Annotated in this window: 16 protein-coding genes; 3 read left to right on the top strand and 13 right to left on the bottom strand. The window is 68.7% G+C overall.

Features of this window, described 5'->3' with window-relative positions:
* The first annotated feature begins 6 nt into the window (after positions 1-6).
* The gene (locus ACZK33_RS14280; protein WP_201116558.1) at positions 7-909 is read left to right on the top strand and encodes a cation diffusion facilitator family transporter; all 903 of its coding nucleotides are present in this window, start codon (positions 7-9) and stop codon (positions 907-909) included.
* Between the two features lie 180 nt (positions 910-1,089).
* Entirely contained in the window at positions 1,090-1,524 is a 435-nt protein-coding gene (locus ACZK33_RS14275; protein WP_423175162.1) for a RidA family protein, read from the top strand.
* Here the strand turns inward: ACZK33_RS14275 and ACZK33_RS14270 are convergent.
* The 9 genes from ACZK33_RS14270 to ACZK33_RS14230 form a co-directional block, all read right to left on the bottom strand.
* Positions 1,521-2,234 carry an energy transducer TonB family protein gene (locus ACZK33_RS14270; protein ID WP_049398426.1) on the bottom strand — a complete coding sequence of 238 codons (714 nt, stop codon included), beginning with the start codon at positions 2,232-2,234 and terminating at the stop codon, positions 1,521-1,523. The two genes, ACZK33_RS14275 and ACZK33_RS14270, sit on opposite strands and share 4 nt — an antisense overlap.
* Complete coding sequence (locus tag ACZK33_RS14265) at positions 2,227-3,027, bottom strand: ChaN family lipoprotein (RefSeq protein WP_423175163.1); 801 nt, start codon at positions 3,025-3,027, stop codon at positions 2,227-2,229. Before ACZK33_RS14265 ends, ACZK33_RS14270 begins: the two co-directional genes overlap by 8 nt.
* On the bottom strand, positions 3,014-5,485 hold the full coding sequence (locus tag ACZK33_RS14260) for a TonB-dependent receptor (protein WP_423175164.1): 2,472 nt from the start codon (positions 5,483-5,485) through the stop codon (positions 3,014-3,016). The genes ACZK33_RS14265 and ACZK33_RS14260 overlap by 14 nt, the downstream gene beginning before the upstream one ends.
* A 64-nt stretch (positions 5,486-5,549) precedes the next feature.
* Positions 5,550-6,476 carry a FecR family protein gene (locus ACZK33_RS14255; protein ID WP_423175165.1) on the bottom strand — a complete coding sequence of 309 codons (927 nt, stop codon included), beginning with the start codon at positions 6,474-6,476 and terminating at the stop codon, positions 5,550-5,552.
* Positions 6,473-6,982 (bottom strand): RNA polymerase sigma factor, encoded by a 510-nt coding sequence (locus ACZK33_RS14250; protein WP_423175166.1) that lies wholly within the window; start codon positions 6,980-6,982, stop codon positions 6,473-6,475. Before ACZK33_RS14250 ends, ACZK33_RS14255 begins: the two co-directional genes overlap by 4 nt.
* A gap of 127 nt (positions 6,983-7,109) precedes the next feature.
* Positions 7,110-7,616, bottom strand: coding sequence for a hypothetical protein (locus tag ACZK33_RS14245; RefSeq protein WP_423175167.1), 507 nt, complete (start codon positions 7,614-7,616; stop codon positions 7,110-7,112).
* A gap of 98 nt (positions 7,617-7,714) precedes the next feature.
* Positions 7,715-7,939, bottom strand: coding sequence for a hypothetical protein (locus ACZK33_RS14240; protein ID WP_423175168.1), 225 nt, complete (start codon positions 7,937-7,939; stop codon positions 7,715-7,717).
* Positions 7,936-8,637, bottom strand: a complete 702-nt coding sequence (locus ACZK33_RS14235; RefSeq protein WP_423175169.1) for a glutamine amidotransferase — start codon at positions 8,635-8,637, stop codon at positions 7,936-7,938. The genes ACZK33_RS14240 and ACZK33_RS14235 overlap by 4 nt, the downstream gene beginning before the upstream one ends.
* Complete coding sequence (locus tag ACZK33_RS14230; protein WP_423175170.1) at positions 8,634-9,407, bottom strand: YggS family pyridoxal phosphate-dependent enzyme; 774 nt, start codon at positions 9,405-9,407, stop codon at positions 8,634-8,636. The genes ACZK33_RS14235 and ACZK33_RS14230 overlap by 4 nt, the downstream gene beginning before the upstream one ends.
* Positions 9,408-9,483: 76 nt before the next feature.
* On the opposite strand from ACZK33_RS14230, the gene ptsJ reads away from it, so the two are divergent.
* Positions 9,484-10,770, top strand: coding sequence for a MocR-like B6 salvage transcription factor PtsJ (gene ptsJ, locus ACZK33_RS14225; protein ID WP_423175171.1), 1,287 nt, complete (start codon positions 9,484-9,486; stop codon positions 10,768-10,770).
* A 205-nt stretch (positions 10,771-10,975) separates the two neighbouring features.
* On the opposite strand, the gene ACZK33_RS14220 is transcribed toward ptsJ, so the two are convergent.
* The 4 genes from ACZK33_RS14220 to imuA all read right to left on the bottom strand — a co-directional run bounded on the left by ACZK33_RS14220 (position 10,976) and on the right by imuA (position 16,714).
* On the bottom strand, positions 10,976-11,482 hold the full coding sequence (locus tag ACZK33_RS14220) for a hypothetical protein (RefSeq protein ID WP_006373615.1): 507 nt from the start codon (positions 11,480-11,482) through the stop codon (positions 10,976-10,978).
* Positions 11,483-11,563: 81 nt separating this feature from the next.
* On the bottom strand, positions 11,564-14,674 hold the full coding sequence (locus ACZK33_RS14215) for an error-prone DNA polymerase (RefSeq protein ID WP_423175172.1): 3,111 nt from the start codon (positions 14,672-14,674) through the stop codon (positions 11,564-11,566).
* 6 nt (positions 14,675-14,680) lie between these two features.
* A complete protein-coding gene (locus tag ACZK33_RS14210; protein WP_423175173.1) occupies positions 14,681-16,090 on the bottom strand; it encodes a Y-family DNA polymerase in 1,410 nt (469 codons plus the stop codon).
* A gap of 9 nt (positions 16,091-16,099) precedes the next feature.
* The gene (gene imuA / locus ACZK33_RS14205) at positions 16,100-16,714 is read right to left on the bottom strand and encodes a translesion DNA synthesis-associated protein ImuA (protein ID WP_032129603.1); all 615 of its coding nucleotides are present in this window, start codon (positions 16,712-16,714) and stop codon (positions 16,100-16,102) included.
* Between the last annotated feature and the right edge of the window lie 56 nt (positions 16,715-16,770).

The following is a 16,770-nucleotide window of genomic DNA, read 5'->3' as shown; positions in this document are numbered from 1 at the left end:
CGAACGATGGATACCGCGCGCGAGCAACGCATCCTGAAGTTCTCGATCGGGGTCACCATCGCGGTCAGCGTGGTCGGCTTCAGCGGTGGCCTGCTGGTGGGATCGCAGGCCATCCTGTTCGACGGTGTGTACAGCCTGGTCGACGTTGCCCTGACCCTGGTGTCGTTGTCGGTGCTGCGGCTGGTGGCGCGGGAACAGAGCCCGCGCTTCCAGTACGGCTACTGGCACCTGGAGCCGATGGTCGAGGCGCTGGGCGGTGTGATCCTGTCGCTGGCTTGCGTGTATGCGCTGGCCAACGCGGTGATCGGTTTGACCACGGGCGGACACGAGGTGAAATTCGGGCCCGCGCTGTGGTGGGCGGCGCTGCTGAGTGCCAGCAACCTGGCGATGGCGGCGTTCGTCGCCCAGCGGGCGCGGCGCCTGCGCTCGGCGCTGTTGTGGCTGGATGTACGGGGCTGGCTGCTGGGTGGGTTGATGAGCCTGGCGGTAGTGCTGGCCTTCGTACTGGCCCTGGTCCTGCATGGCGGTGAGTGGCACCACTGGGTGCCGTACCTGGATTCGATCGTGCTGGCATTGATCAGCCTGGCGGTACTGCCGGTACCGGCGCGCAGTGCGTGGAAGGCCATGCGCGAAGTACTGCAGGTGGCGCCGGATGATCTGGACCGGCGCGTGCAGCGGGTGATGCAGGCGTTCGTCGCCGAGCGTGGCTATGCCGGTTTCACCAGCCATGTGGCGAAGATGGGGCGGATGCGCTTCATCGAGATCCACGTGCTGGCCGACCCGGCCACGCCGCTGGGTTCAGTGGGCGAGGTCGATGCGATGCGTGACGAGATTGCGGTGCGGCTGGATGCGCGGGGCAGCACGTTCTGGTTGACCATTGATTTCACCGCAGACCCAGCGTGGACGTGACCACGCTTCTGTAGAGTCGAGCTTGCTCGACTGCTTCTGGTCGGTGGAAGTCGAGCAGGCTCGAGTCCACGGGAACGCGCGATCGTTGCGCATGGCGGACTACTCTGTTGCACAGGACCCATTTGACCTCAACCGGAGTTGAGGTCACAGACTGCCGGCATCCCCCACGAGGCGCGCGGCATGAACCTGCTGACCACACCGGACCTCAGCCATGGCCTGCTGGAACTGTTCAATCCACCGGGTCTCTACGATCCTTCGGCCAACGGCTACTCACACGTGGCGGTGGTGCGCCTGCCGGCGCGGGTGATCCATGTCGCAGGGCAGGGCGGCGAGGATGCCCAGGGCCGCCTCTCGCCCAGCTTCGAAGAACAGGTCGGGCAGGCGCTGGACAACCTGCAGACCGCGCTGCGATCGGCGCAGGCAACCCTGGCCGATGTGGCGCGGCTGCGCATCCTGGTGGTCGACCACGATGAGGACCGGCTGGGCATCATTGCCCACCAGGTGCGACGGCGCTGGCCGAACCGCGCGGCGCCCACCTGCACGCTGATCCCGGTGCCGCGACTGGCGTTGGACGGCATGCTGTTCGAGATCGAGGCGGAGGCCTACGCCGCCTAGCGCAGGTAGTACTCCACCGGCACCACCAGTTCCTGCGGTGCCTTCAGTTCATCGGGAATGGGCGGCAGCGGCTGCGCGCGACGGAAGGTCTGCAGTGCAGCGTCATCGAGCATCGGCTGGCCACTGGACTGCTCCAGCCGCAGCGCCAGCAGGCGACCTTCGCGGTCGATGCTGGCCCTGACCCAGGCAGTGCCCTGCTGCCGGCGCGAGCGCGCGGCGGCAGGGTAATAGCGGTAACGCTCCAGCCGCGCCATCAGGCGGGCTTCCCACTGGTCGCTGGCGGCGCCGGCCTGGAAGTCCGCCGGTGGCGCGTCTGGAGCGGGCGGCGCGGCCGTGATCGATGCCGGTGCGGGACTTGCATCGGTCGCGGCCGCAGGCGGGGCGACCGGCAGCGGCTTTCGACCCGTCCCGCCCGTTTCGCTGGCGGCCAACTCGCCCTCGCGCGCGGCGGTGGGCTTCGGTGGCGGGGGCGACTTTGTCGGTTGCGATGCACGCGCCTGCTGCGCCTGGCTGGGGGTATCGGCCTGGCGCTCCTCTACGGGCTGTGGCGGCGTGGCCGGTGCCAGCAGGCGCAGGCTGATGCGCACGTCCTGCTCCGGCGGTGGCAGCATCGGCGGCATTGCAACCCAGTGCACCAACAGCAGCAGGGGCAGCAGGTGCAGGACGACGGTGATCACGATCGCCTGCCAGTGTTGGCCGCGCTCACTCATCGTCCAGCACCCACAGCAGATCGGCATCAGCAGCACCGACGGTTTCACCCGGCGAGGCCAATGCGATCACCAGCGCAGGCGTATCCGGTGGCAGGTAGCCCGGCACCCCGGTGCCGCGCAGCACATGCCAGCGACCGGCTACCAGCAGCGCGGGTGCGGGTGCTGCGGTCAGCACCTGTGCCATGCGCGTGTCGCGGGCCTGTTGCACGGCCAGCATCCCTTCCAGCATCGGTGCCGCGTCTGCGTGCTGGGCCAGAACCACATCCGACAGGCGTTGGCGGGCGGCGGGCACCGGGAACCGCACTGCATCAGCGGACGCCAGGTGGGCGTTGACCTCGACGCGCGCGAGATTGCCGCCGAACAAGGGGATGCCGGCAGCGGTGGCGTCCTGCACCAGCCCGCCGTAGGCGGTCCACGGCCATCGTGTATCCCAGCCCAGCAGCTCCTGCAGGCGTGCACCGTCGGCATGGTTGCCCTTGGCCAGCCAGCGCTGCACCCGCTGCAGGCGCGGCTGGCGTTCGCTGGCAATCATCTCCAGCACCAGCGCGCCTTGTGGACGCTGCTGCTGCAGCGCGTGCAGCAGCCAGCGCTGGGCAGCGTGGTCACCGGCCAGGTCGTGGCGTTCGCCCAGCAGCAGTCGCGGGGCGTTCGCTGCGCGCTTCACGAACGCAGCTTCGTCCAGGGTCTGGCCGCTCGCGAGGTCGAGCACCTTGCCGGGCATCGGCTGCGCGCTGGCCATTGACGCGAGCGCGAGCAGGCACAGCGGCAGCCAGCGACGGCTAGAACGCCACATTGACGCCCATCGAGACGGTACGGCCACGGCCGTTGCCGCGGTCCAGGATCGGGCTGAAGATGCTGTCGATCGAGGCATTGTTGTCATAGGCCTTGTTCTGCAGGTTTTCGATGTTCAGCCACAGGGTGGTGTTGGCCTGGGGCTTGAAGCTGGCGTAGAAGTCCAGCAGCACGCCGGTGCCGCCGGTCTTGCGGGTCTGGAAGAAGTCGTAGCCTTCCTCGGTCGGACCGGAGTACTCGGCGCGCAGGCCGGCCTGCACGCGCTGCTGCCACCAGCGGCCGCCCACGTCCAGCGTCCAGTAGCGGTCGGGCAGGGCGGTGATGTCTTCCAGGTTGACGAACTCGATGGCCGGCGCGCTGGTGCGCGAGCGGGTCCAGCTCAGCGTGGCGTGGTAGTGCTCGCTGGCGTAATGGGCTTCCAGTTCGATGCCGCGCATGCGCACCACGCCGGGGTGGTTCATCCAGCGCGTGGTGGTGCTGAAGTCGTCCACGTCCAGCGCATCGGTCCAGGCAGTGAGTTGCGGATCGCTGTCGATCGGCACCACGAACGGTTCCACTTCCGGCGGATGCACGATCAGCAGGTACTGCGGCTTGATGTAGTCGCGGATGCGGTTGTCGAAGCGGGTGACCCGCAGTTGTGCCAGGTCACCGTCGACCAGCAGCGAGTCGGTGCTGAGGTTGGCGCCGAACTGCAGGTTGCGCGAGCGCTCGCGGCGCAGGAACGGATTGGCGCCGATGCCGTCGGCGACGCTGGCGTCCTCCAGCGGGATCTTCTCGAAGAACATTTCCTGCACGCGCGGCGGCCGCGACGTGCGCGAGACCTCGGCGAACAGCTGCAGCCAGTCGGTGGCCTGCAGTGAAACCGCCAGGCTCGGGCTGAGTGCGCGCTCTGTGCGACGCACGTCGATGTCGCCGCCATTGATCTCCGCGCACTGGCCGGGCACATCCGAGCACACCGGGATGTGACCACGGATGCCGAAGCGGTCCTGGCGCAGTCCTGCGGTCAGGGCATAGATGTCGTACTGCAGCTCCAGCGTGCTGAACACACTGTCCAGCTGGCTGCGACCCTGCGGGTTGGCACCGCGCAGGATGGGCGTATCGGCCACATAGATGTCCGATTGGTGCTTGATGCCGGTGTTCCAGCGCGCCTGCAGTGCACCGATGTCGAAGCGGCTGGTGTTGTCCACGGTCCAGCTGCTCAGGCTGCTGTGGGTGCGGCGGCCGATGTAGCTGGAGTCCTCCACCGGCGGGTAGAACAGCCGGGTCTTGTTGCTGGCGAAGGTCGCACGCAGGTCGATCCACGGCGAATAGGGTGTGTAGTGGTAACTGGCGCGCTGGTTGCGCGCGGAAATCTGCCACGGATAGTTGTGGTAGAAGTCGTTTTCGTAACGCATGTGGCTCAGGTCCAGCCGATGCTGGTCGCTGGGCTGCAGGCGCGCCTTCAACAGCCAGCTGCTGGGCTGCTGGCTGCCCGGATCGGCGTTGTTCTTCTGCCCGCGTGCGGTCGCGTATTCGCTGCTGCGGCTGCTGCTGGCGGCGGCCAGCAGGCCGAACTGGCGGTCGCCTCCCTCTTCGCTGTGGCGCCAGGCACCGGCGAAGGTACGGCCACTGCCGTAGCCGTTGTTGCCGTGGCGGTAGCCCGCACGCAGGCCCCAGTCGCGCCCCTCGCCGAGCAGATCGTCGATGTCCAGCGTGCGGAAGTTGGCACTGCCGGCCAGCGTGCCGGCGCCATCACCACCGGCGACCGCACCGCGCTGCACGTCCACACCGGCCAGCAGGAAGGGATCGACATAGGCGAACGGGCCGCCCGAGCCGTGCCCGGCATTGTTGCGGAAGGTCTGGGTGACACCGTCGATCATGGTGTTGACCCGGCCGGCACCGGTCATGCCGCGGATGTTGACCTGCAGGCCCGGCTGGCTGCGCGAATGGAAGCTGTGGGTGCCGGGCATCGAGCGCAGCAGGCTGTTGCCTTCCTGGCGTTCGGCCATCGCCACGCGCTCGCTGCCCACCGGGGGCGCAAAGCCATCGCGGGTGGCCGGTACATATTGACTGGCGCCGGCACCCGGTGCCTGACCGTGTGCGGTAGTACCCTGCACCCGCAGCGGGCCAGTGCGACGGCTGCCATCGGCGCGTTCAGCCGGCGCCGGCTCCAGGGCGGCACGACGCGCATCGACGAAGCGCGGGCGCAGGCCGCTGCCTGCCAACAGGCGCGACAGGGCCTGCGCATCGTCGAAGTCACCGCGCAGCGCAGGCGCCGAATGGCCCGCGGGCAGCGCTGCGCCGATCACCAGATCGACGCCGGTCAGCCGGCTGTAGGCGTCCAGCGCGGCCGCCAGCGGTTGTGCGGGCAGATTGTAGGTACGGGTGGCGGTCTGTGCGTGGGCACTGCCGGGCAGCAGCGGAAGGGCACTGGTACAGGCCAGCGACAGGGCGAGGACAAGGGGGCGGGGGCACAGCATCGGGGGCTCCAGGGGCTGACGCAGAGCGTCGTCATCCTGGGTAGACGCAGCCGCAGGCCGGATGTCAGGGTCCATCACGCTGTTCCCTGCGTGGCGGCAGCCACACCTGTATGCCCGCGCCGAGGCGCAGCACGCGCACCTGCAACTGAGTGGCCAACTGGTCGCGGTTGCTGGCCGCACCGTCGGCACTGCCAAGCAGGGTGACCGGCTGCTGGCGCAGCTGCTCGCCGACGACCCACGTGTGCCCGCCATGCCAGCGGTCCAGGCCCTGCGTGACGTCGGCCAGTGGGGCCGAGACCCAATGCAGGCGCCGCTCGCGCCAGGCCAATGCTCCGGGGGCGGTCGTTGTTGCATGGGCTGTTGCCTGCCCATCGAAGCGCAGCTGTTCGCCGTGGTCAGCCAGCATGCTGACGTTGCCGCTGTCCACGCGCACGCGATGCTCGGTAACGGTGACCACGCTGCTGTTGCCCTGCACGGCAAGATCGAATGCGGTCCCCAGTGCAGTGACGGTGCCCTGTGGGGTATGCACCTGGAAGGGCCGGTCGGCATCGGCGGCGACCTGGAACCAGGCCTGGCCGCGCTGCAGCTGGAGCTGGCGGCGCTGCCCATCGATGCGCACCTTCACTTCGCTGCCGGGTGACAGCAGGACATGCGAGCCATCCCGAAGGGTCTCCTCGCGGATCTCGCCAGCGGCCGTTCGCAGGACCTGCGCTACGGGCGGCGACACATGGCGGCTGTAGAGACCCAGCGCGCACAGCAACAGAACCGCAATGCCGGCTTCGCGCAGGCGACGGCGTTGCCTGCGCTGCTGTTGCCGCTGCAGGCTGGGCAGCGTCGCACCGGCCTGCCACAGGTGTTGCAGATGCTGGTACTGCGCAGCATGGCGGGGGTCGGCCTGGTACCACTGGTCGAACGCGTTCTCGTCGCGGCCACCGTCGTGCCCGTCCAGCCACCAGCGTGCGGCTTCGCGCGCGATCGCGTCCTGGCTCATGCGCCGGGCACCTGCTGCAGGGCGACCAGTGCGCGCAGCAGATGGCCGTGCGCGGTCTGCCGGCTGATGCCGAGCTGGCGCCCGATCTCGGCCAGCGCCAACTGTTCAACCCGCGCCAGCAGGAACACCTGGCGCGAGCGCGGTGGCAGCGCGGCGATGATCGCGTCGAGGTGGCGCAGCTGTTCGGCGTCGAGCAGTCGCTGCTCGGGCAGCGGCGCAGGATCGGCGATGGCATGCAACTGCGTGTCATCCAGCGCTTCTTCGCGACGGCGCTGGCGTTGCCGGTAATGGTCGGCAATCAGGTTGTGGGCAACACGGTACAGGTACGCGCGGCCGTTGCTCAGCAGGCCACTGGCGGCGGCCTTGACGACACGCAGCCAGGTTTCCTGGACGACGTCATCGGCGTCGCTGCGTTGCGGGAGTTTGCGGCGGACATGGGCGTGCAGCGGCCGGTAATGGGCCGCGCACAGCTGCGCGACATCCGTCGGTTCGACAGGCGTGGACACGGGGCGGGCGACAACTGGGAAAGGGAACAGCCCGCGGCGGCAAGGGCAGCGGCTGCACCTTACAGCAAAAGAGAATCATTTGCATCAACGAGGCGAGCGGCGGACGATGCGCAGCCAGCCGCGGGGGTCATCGTGGGGGGGAATCGCAGTGGATCTGCAGCGCTTCGGTGGGGTTGTGATGCAGCTCGAAGCCGCAGTGCTGCAGGCTGCGCTTCGCTCGTGCGACCGGCTCGGCATACCGGGCGATGCGGCGGTGCTGCCAGCGCGGCGGGGTGAACACGCCCAGGGGCAGCAGCCGCAGCCGCTTGCCGTGCAGTACCAGTGAGACATCGACATGACGGCCATCGATGTCGTGGCCGTTGGCACCGAAGATGGCGTCGACTTCATCCTGGCGCTGCGGATAACAGGCACGGAAGAGGGTGATGCCGAGCCCACGCACCAGGCGGCGGAAGCCACCGAGACGGCTGTGGCTGGGTTCGAAGCCACGGGTGAGCAGTAGCCGCAGCCCCACAGGCAGCATTGCCTGCGCGTCGAGCAGGCGTTGCAGTACCTCTTCTTCCAGTTGGATGCGGGTGGAGGGCCAGCGCGGGGCGATGAGCAGTCCGTGGTGGTTGCCGCGTTGCAGGGTCAGCATCGGTGAAGCTTCGCACGCGGCCGAACAGCCGGGGTAGTGCCGGCCGCTGGCCGGTAGATTCGAATGCCGGCCAGCGGCCGGCACTACCGTGACGATCGTCAGAGGTCGCGGTACTGGATCTGCGAAGCCAGTACGCGCAGGCCGTCGGCATTGCTGGACAGGATGCGCTCTTCGCCAACACCTTTCTGCCGTTTCAGCTGGAAGCCCTGATCCGCAGGCAGTTGTGCGGCGATGGCGTCCATGCGCTGCAGGGCATCAGGGCCGCTGCAGTCGAAGTGGCCCCAATAGACGCCATCGTGGTGGATCTGCAATCGATAGTTCATCGCGGTGTCTCCGGCAGGTCCTGCAGCCAATGGTCGAACATCGCGGTGGCGGCCGCGGCCAGTGGTGCGCCATAGCGACGCGCCTGCGCGCGCAGATCATTCGGATCGATGCCGGCCTGGGCCAGCTCCAGCGTGTGGCCGACCAGCCAACGCTCGAACTGGCGGGCGTCCAGTTCCGGATGGCATTGCAGGGCCAGTGCGTGGTTGCCGATGGCGAAGGCCTGGTGGCGGCAGGGCGGAGTGCTGGCCAGGCGGCGTGCACCGGCCGGAAGTTCGAAGGCCTCACCATGCCAATGCAGCACGGGAATGCCCTGCAGGGCCTGCAGCGGCGAGCGCTGGCCTTCATCGGTCAGCAGCAGTGGCGCAAAGCCGATCTCCTTGCCGCCACTGGGAGCGACACTGGCACCGAGTGCACGCGCCATCAGCTGTGCACCCAGGCAGATGCCCAGGGTCGGCCGCTGTTGTTGCAGCCGGCGCTGCAGCAGGGCGATGCTGTCGGTGACGAAGGGATAGGTCTCTGTGTCATTGGCACTGATGGGGCCGCCCAGCACCACCAGCAGGTCGGCCACTTCGGCCGGATTGAGCGCATCGACGCCGGCCTGCAGCACCTGCAGCTGCCAGCCTTGTGCCAACAGCAAAGGCTGCAGGGTGCCGAGGTCTTCGAAGGCGACGTGTTGCAGAACGACTGCGTGCTTCATGCCGGGGCTCCGCTGTTCGGCCAGTAGAAGCTGTCCGGGGTGGCGCGGGCGCCGAAGATGGCCTGGCCGACGCGGACCACGGTGGCACCTTCCTCGATGGCCACTTCGAAATCACCGGACATGCCCATCGACAGCTGCGACAGGTCAAGGCCGGGCGGGGCGGTGCGTTGCAGCTGGTCGCGCAGTTCGCGCAGGCGCACGAAGCAGGCGCGCACGCGCTCGACGTCGGGGGTGAAGATGGCCAGGGTCATCAGGCCGCGCACACGCAGGCGATCGAAGGCCGGCAGCTGCTGCACGAAGGCCTCGACTGCGTCGGGCTCCAGTCCGTACTTGCTCGGTTCGGCCGAGGTGTTGACCTGCACGAACACATCCAGCGTGCGGTCTTCCAGTTGCAGGCGCTGCTGCAGGGCCTCGGCCACGCGCAGGCTGTCCAGCGCCTGGAACTCGCTGGCGAAGCGTGCCACGTAGCGCGCCTTGTTGGTCTGCAGATGGCCGATCACCGACCAGTGCACGCCCAGGTCGGCCATTGTTTCGGCCTTGCGCTGCGCCTCCTGCACCTTGTTCTCGCCCAGTTCGTGACAGCCTGCGGCCACCGCCATGCGGATGCGGGCGTCATCGACGGTCTTGCTGACCGGCAGCAGGCGCACGCTGGCTGGGTCACGGCCGACACGTGCGCAGGCATCGGCGATGCGTTGGCGCACCGTGACGAGGTTGGCGGCGATCTGTTCAACGGACTGGGCGACGGGCCAGTCGGCAGCGGCAAGGGGCATGCGGGCACCTCCAATGCAGGGTGGCCAGGGTGGGATACACTGGCACAGGACAAGATATATTTTGGCATAGGACAAAATGAAAATCACCGGGCATAGCGCCGAGTCGATCTTCGACAGCATCCGCGACGGCATCGGCAAGGGCCGCTTGCCGGCCGGCAGCGTGCTGCCGCCGGTGCGTGAACTGGCCGAGCAGCTGGGGGTGAACCGCAACACCGTGGCCGCTGCCTACAAGCGATTGGATGCGGCGGGCCTGGCCAGCACGGCGGGCCGTCGTGGCACGGTGGTGCGCGGATTGCCGCCGACGCTGGCGCGCGAGGGCAGCACGCCAGGGCTGGCCCTGCAGGACCTCGCCGGTGGCAACCCGGACCCGCGCCTGCTGCCGAACCTGCGCCTGGCCCCGGCCGCGCCGCGTTTGTACGGCGTAGGCACGGTCGACCCGAGGTTGCAGGCGCTGGCGCGCGCCTCGCTGGATGCGGACTGCCCGGAGGGCTATGCGCTGGAGCTGACCCATGGCGCGGTTGATGGCATCGAGCGCCTGCTGGCGGCGTGGTTGCTGCCAGGAGACCGCATCGCGGTGGAGGATCCATGCTTCCTCGGTAGCCTCAATGTGCTCAATGCTGTGGGCCACGCGCCGTTGCCGGTGGCGGTGGACGCGCATGGCATGCAGGTCGATTCGCTGCGGCAGGCGCTGGAGGCCGGCGCACGCGCGGTGCTGCTGACCCCGCGGGCACACAACCCGACCGGGGCCAGCCTGGATGCGAAGCGGGCACGGGCGTTGCGGCAGTTGCTGGCGGCCTACCCGCAGGTGGCGGTGCTGATCGACGATCACTACGCACTGCTCTCGCAGCAGGCCTATCACTCAGTGCTGCCGCTGGATGGCCGGCGCTGGGCGCTGCTGCGTTCGTTGTCCAAACCACTGGGTCCGGACCTGCGGCTGGCCTGGCTGGCCTGCGATGAGGAGACCGCATCGCGGTTGCGGCTGCGATTGGCGTCCGGCACCGGCTGGGTCAGCCACCTGCTGCAGGATGCAGCGACTTCGGTGCTGGCGTCGGCAACGCAGCGGGCGAAGATCGCCTCGGCGGGTGAGCGCTACCAGCAGCGCCTGCAGTCGCTACAGGAGCTGCTGCGCGCGCATGGCATGCCGACGCCGCAGCCGATGGAAGGATTGAACCTGTGGCTGCCGTTGCCGGCCGACAGCCACCCACAGGTGCTGGCACTGGCTTCGCGCGGATGGCATGTGCGCGCAGGCGAAGTGTTCGCGGTGGCAGCGCCGGGACATGGCCTGCGCATTACGTGTGCGGCGCTGGGATCGGCGCAGCTGCGGCAGCTGGCCGATGATCTGGCGGCGGTTTGTGGACTGTAGAGTCGAGCTTGCTCGACTGCTCGTGCCAACAACAGTCGAGCAAGCTCGACTCTACAAAGGTGAAGCAAAGTCGAGCAAGCTCGACTCTACAAAGGTGAAGCAAAGTCGAGCAAGCTCGACTCTACAAAGGTGAAGCAAAGTCGAGCAAGCTCGACTCTACAAAGGTGAAGCAAAGTCGAGCATGGCTCGACGCTACAAAAGCAGATCAGGGCGCGGCGTTGGCACCCGGGCGCACGTAGTAGGACTGGCCGCTGTCATCGACGAACATCAGCTCCGGCTTGCCCTGCCAGGAGGTGAGCATGGCGCCGGTGTTGTTCTGGTGCTTGACCATCAGGCTGGCGCCACGGTCCGGATTGGCGACGACCTTGAACACTTCGGTGGTGCCGGTGGCATCGTCCAGGGTCAGCAGGGCTTCGCCGCCGCGGTCGCTGGTGCCGTAGCCGCCGCGTTCGGAGCCGTCGGGGCCGAGCAGGATCAGGCCGGACAGGGCGGTGGCGCGCGGCCCCTGGGTGCGGCCCTGGCTGAGCGGATCGGGAACCGGTGCGCCGAGGATCACCCGCGGCTGGCCGCTTGCATCGTGGATGATCAGCCCGCGTGCCTCGATGATGCGCTGTGGCGATTGGCTGCGATGCAGGCTCCAGGCGGTCCAGCCGGAAACAAGCAGGGCGAGGGTCGAGACCACCAGGGTGGTCAGCAGCAGCGCACGGGACATCGGGTCGTCCTTCCTTGGATGTGCCGACGATAGCGGATGCGGACCGGCAATGGCCAGTTCGTTGTGTGACGTTGTGTATCGTCAGTGGAAATCGCGACTGTGGCTGCGCAGTCCCTGCAGCAGTTCATCCAGGCAGTGCATGCGCTGCACGATGACGTGCTGCACGCCATCGACGCGTTCCAGGCGGCCATCGATCTGCATCAGCTGGGTATCGACCAGCACCCGGTGCTGGCGATCAGCCAGGTGCCGCCAGACCACGGCGTTGACCATGCCGGTCTCGTCTTCAAGGGTGAGGAAGGTGACGCCACTGGCGGTCTGCGGGCGCTGGCGCATGCGCACCAGGCCGGCGATGCGCACGCGCCGGCCATGGCCGTGGGCAGCCAGTTGTGCGGCATCCAGGCAGCCACGGCTGCGCAGTTGCGCGCGCAGGAACGAGATCGGATGGCGGCCCAGCGTGGTGCCGGTGCTGCGGTAATCGGCCTGCATGTCTTCCCAGGCGCTGGGCAGGGGCAGTGGCACGCGGGCTTCGGTGGTGGCGCGGGCCTGGTCGAACAGCGGCAACCGGTTTTCCACACCGGAGATATCCCAGCGCGCACGATGGCGATGGCCGCTGAGCCCACGCAGCGCCCCGGCATCGGCCAGCAGGCCCTGCTGGCGGCGGTCCAGAGCGGTACGCTGGCACAGGTCACCCACATCGTCGAACGGGCGCCGCGCACGTTCACGCATGATGGCCTGCACGGCGGGCTCGTTGCAGCCATCGACCAGGCGCAGGCCGAGCCGGATCGCGGCCGGCCCCTTGCTGAAATCCAGCGTGCAGTCCCAGTCGCTGTGGCGCACGTCCACCGGCAACACGCGGATGCCATGCCGGCGCGCATCCTGCAGCAGCTGGTCGGGGCTGTAGAAACCCAATGGCTGGCTGTTGATCAGGCTGGCGGTGAACGCGGCCGGGTGATGGCACTTCAGCCAGCAACTGTTATAGGTCAGCAGGGCGAAACTGGCGGCGTGACTTTCCGGAAAACCGTAGTCACCGAAGCCCTTGATCTGTTCGAACAGGTGCTCGCCGTACTCGCGGCTGAAGCCGTTCTTGAGCATGCCGGCCAGCAGCCTCTCGCGATGCGGTTCCAGGCCGCCACGGCGCTTCCACGCCGCCATCGAGCGGCGCAGGGCATCGGCCTGGCCCGGCGTGTAGCCGGCCGCTTCCACCGCCAACTGCATGACCTGTTCCTGGAACAGTGGCACGCCGAGGGTGCGCGCGAACACGCGTTCCAGCCGCGCTGGATAGAGTGGATTGTCCGGGTCGTTCAACGCGTCAGGACCCTGCTCGCGCAGGATCCTTCGCCGTTCCAGGTAGGGGTGCACCATGTCACCCTGGATCGGGCCAGGGCGCACGATCGCCACTTCGATCACCAGGTCGTAGAAGGTGCGCGGCTGCAGGCGCGGCAGCATCGCCATCTGCGCGCGCGACTCGATCTGGAACACGCCGATGGTGTCGGCGGCGCAGATCATGTCGTAGGTCTTCGTATCCTTGGGAGGAATCGCATCCATGCGTCCTTCGTGCAGGCCATGCTGCTGCAGCATCGCCAGGCATTTGCGGATGGCGGTGAGCATGCCCAGCGCCAGGCAGTCGACCTTCATCAGGCCGGTGGCATCCAGATCGTCCTTGTCCCACTGGATGACGGTGCGGTCGGCCATCGCCGCGTTCTCCACCGGCACCAGCGTCGACAGCGGATGCTCGGAAATCACGAAGCCGCCCGGGTGCTGCGATAGGTGGCGGGGGAAGTCGATCAGTTCGGTGGTCAGCGCCAGCAACCGCCGCATCAGCGGGGTTTCCGGATCGAAGCCGCGCTCGCGCAGGGTCTCCGGCAGCGGCACATGGCCGCCCCAGTGGTCCATCGCCGCGCCCAGTTCGTTGACCTGGTCCATCGGCAGGCCGAGTGCACGGGCCACGTCGCGGATCGCGCTGCGGCCACGGTAGCTGATCGCCACCGCGGTCAACGCCGCGCGCTCGCGGCCATAGCGCTTGAACACGTACTGCAGCACTTCCTCGCGGCGCTCGTGTTCGAAGTCGATGTCGATATCCGGTGGTTCGTCGCGCTCGGCGGAGATGAAGCGCTCGAACAGCAGGTTGCTGCGTGCCGGGTCGATCTCGGTCACGCCCAACACGAAGCACACTGCCGAGTTGGCCGCCGAGCCGCGCCCCTGGCAGAGGATGTCCTGGCTGCGTGCGAAGCGCACGATGTCCTGCACGGTGAGGAAGTACGAGGCGTAGTTCTTTTCCCGGATCAATGCCAGTTCGTGCTCGATCTGTTTGCGTTGTGCCGGTTCGATGCCGCCTTTCCAGCGCCACGGGATGCCGCGCTCGACCAGCACGCGCAGCCAGCTGTCCGGGTCGTGGCCCTCGGGTACCAGTTCACGTGGATAGGTGTACTGCAGCTGCTCCAGGGTGAAGTGGCAGCGCTCGGCGATGCGCAGGGTCTCGGCCAGCAGTTCGGGCGGATACAGCTGGGCCAGCGCGGTACGCGGGCGCAGGTGGCGCTCGCCGTTGGGAAACAGGCGCCAGCCGGCCTCGGCCACGCTGCAGCGGTGGCGGATGGCGGTCAGTGTGTCCTGCAGGGCGCGGCGGCGGCGCACGTGCATGTGCACATCACCACTGGCGACCAGCGGCAGGCGGTGGCGTTCGCCGAAGGCCTGCAGCTGCTGCAGGCGGCGTGCGTCGTCGTGTTCGTGGTGCAGTTCCACCGCCAACCACAGCCGATCATCGAAGCCGGCGCGCAACAGTTCCAGATCGGTGGCGGCCGGTTGCCGGTCCAGCCACAGGCAGAGCAGGCCCTCGGGCAGGCCGAGCAGGTCCTCGCGCAGGCAGCGGTATTCGCCCTTGGCCGCGCGCCGCCGGCAGGTGGTGATCAACTGGCAGAGGCCGGCATAGGCGGCCTGGTCGGTGCACAACAGGGCCAGCTTCGGCCCGTCCTCGACCTGGAATTCGGCGCCGACGATCAGCGCCACGCCATGCGTCTTCGCCGCCTGCCAGGCGCGCACGATGCCGGCCAGCGAGCATTCGTCGGTGATCGCCAACGCGCGGTAGCCCTGGCCAGCGGCGCGCGCGAACAGTTCTTCGGCGATCGAGGCGCCACGCTGGAAACTGAAGGCCGACAGGCAGTGCAGTTCGGCGTAGCCGGGCAGTTCGCTGTGCATGGCGGCTCAGCCGAACCAGCCGTGCAGCATCCACGGCGCATGTGGATCGTTGCGGTCACGGAAGGCCCAGCCGCGCTGGCCATGCGCGGTTTCCACCACGTAGTAATCGCGGCGCGCATCGGCCTGGTCCCACCAGCCCGATTCGATCCGCTCCGGCCCGGTGACGATGCGCAGGCGCGGATCACGCAGCGGTTGCGGCGTGTCCAGCAGCCAGCCCGGACGCAGTGGCCAGTACGACGGAGGCTTGACCGCGGGCTGGGTGCCACTGGCGCGTTCGGGGCGATGGTCGGCCTGCACCGCCAGCGGCTGCACGGCGTCATCGCCGAGCCGCGCACGCAGGCGCTCGCGCAGCTGCGTCCATGGCATCGCCTGTGCCGGTCGGGTATCGAACAGATCCCGCGCAGCGGGCACGAACGGTGGCAGCTGTTCGGCCTGCAGGCGCAGTGCGCGGCTGCCGGCCGGCAGGGCGAACGCTTCCATGCGGTTGCGTGCGATCTCGAACAACAGCGCGGGATCGCGCTCGGGTGCCAGCAGGCCGATGGTCAGCACGCTGGCCGGCAGCAGGTCATGCTCGAAATGCAGGTCGAAGCGCTGCACGCCGCCATCGCGCGAACACAGGAACGCGGCCAGGTCCAGCAGCAGGCGACGCAGCGGGAACAGCAGGGCCTGGCTGGATTCGATCTCGTATTCGAATTCGATGCGCGCATCGAAACGGTCCGGTGGCTGGTAGTAACGCAGTGGCGCGGTGGGCAGGCCGCGCAGCGCATCCAGCTGCTGCAGCACCTCGGGTGAGAAGCGCCGGGCCAGGCTGTCGCGAGGGAGTTCGAGCACCGCACCCAGCGTGCGCAGCCCGGAACGACCGAGCACGGTCACCGCTTCGCTGGGCAGGCCGCAGCGCGGCAACGGCAGCTGCGCCAGTGCCGCTGGCAGCTGCTCCGCATCGATGCCGAGGCCGTCGTGGACGTTGGCCAGCACGCGCGCGGCATGCGCCGTGGGTGCGGCCACCAGGCGGTGGCGGAAACCGAGTTCATGCAGTTCGCCGCGCAGGCGCTTTTCGATCGTCAGCCAGTCACCGAACAGGGCGCGACTGGCGCCGATCTCCATGACCAGCGCGTGCGGAAAATCGAGGCTGACCTGCGAGCTGTAGGCGTAGGCCCAACTGGCCAGCAGCTGCCGGGTGTGCTGTTCGGCGTTCGGGTCGTAATCGTGCAGATGCAGGTCCTGCACCAGTACCTGCGCAGCCGACAGCAGCATGCCCGGGCGCAGCCCCGCTGCGCGTGCAGACGGGCTGACCGCACGCAGTACGCGACGCTGCGCCGGCCCCTGCAGCAGCACCAGTGGCCGCTGCGGATCCGGCTGCAGGCGCAGCACGCTGTCCAGCGCCAGCTGCGGCAACAACAGGCAGGCCCAGTGCATGGCGCGGCCTCAGTGGGCGATGGCCAGCGGCAACGGCTGCGCCGGCGGCAGGCCGCCACGGCACTTCAGCACCCGCACCTGGCCGTGGTCGAGCTGCAGGCGCAGGCTGGCCGGGGAGGGGTTGCGCGCTGCCTGCGCCTCGCGGAACACGAAGCCCAGGCACTGGCCGCTGTCGGCAGCCACCTGCAGGCGGCGCAGTGAGCGGTCGTCGGCCTGGTGTGGCCAGCACAGCACCGCCGCGCAGGCGGCCGAGCGCAGGCACTGCTCGGTGGCCCACAGCGCTTGTTTCGGCGCGGCGTGGATGATCTGCAGCTGGGCCAGGTCCAGCCCGGCCGCCGCCCAGGCCGGGGCATGCGGGCGGTAGGGCGGGGCGACCAGCACGATCGGGCGGTCGCGCTGGCTCAGCTTCGCCAGCGCCGGCCAGACCAGGGCCAGCTCGCCGACGCCGGGCGCGGCCTGCAGCACCTCGCACAGCCCGCTGGCCGGCCAGCCACCGCCGGGCAGGCGTGCGTCCAGCGCCGGATGGCCACTGGCCAGGTGGTCGCTGGCCGGCCCCTGGCGAGCCGGGCCGCGCCACAGCTGGCGCCCGTCCAGCAGCCGGTCGAGGGCGACGACGGCACCCATCAGCCGGTCCTCCAAGGGAGGCGCCGAGCGGGCTGGAAGCGGCAGGAACGGGCGGA

The sequence above is a fragment of the Stenotrophomonas sp. 86156_Sma genome (assembly GCF_056481625.1).
Note: the sequence above shows the minus strand (reverse complement) of the source record. Positions and strands in the feature narration are given on the sequence as shown.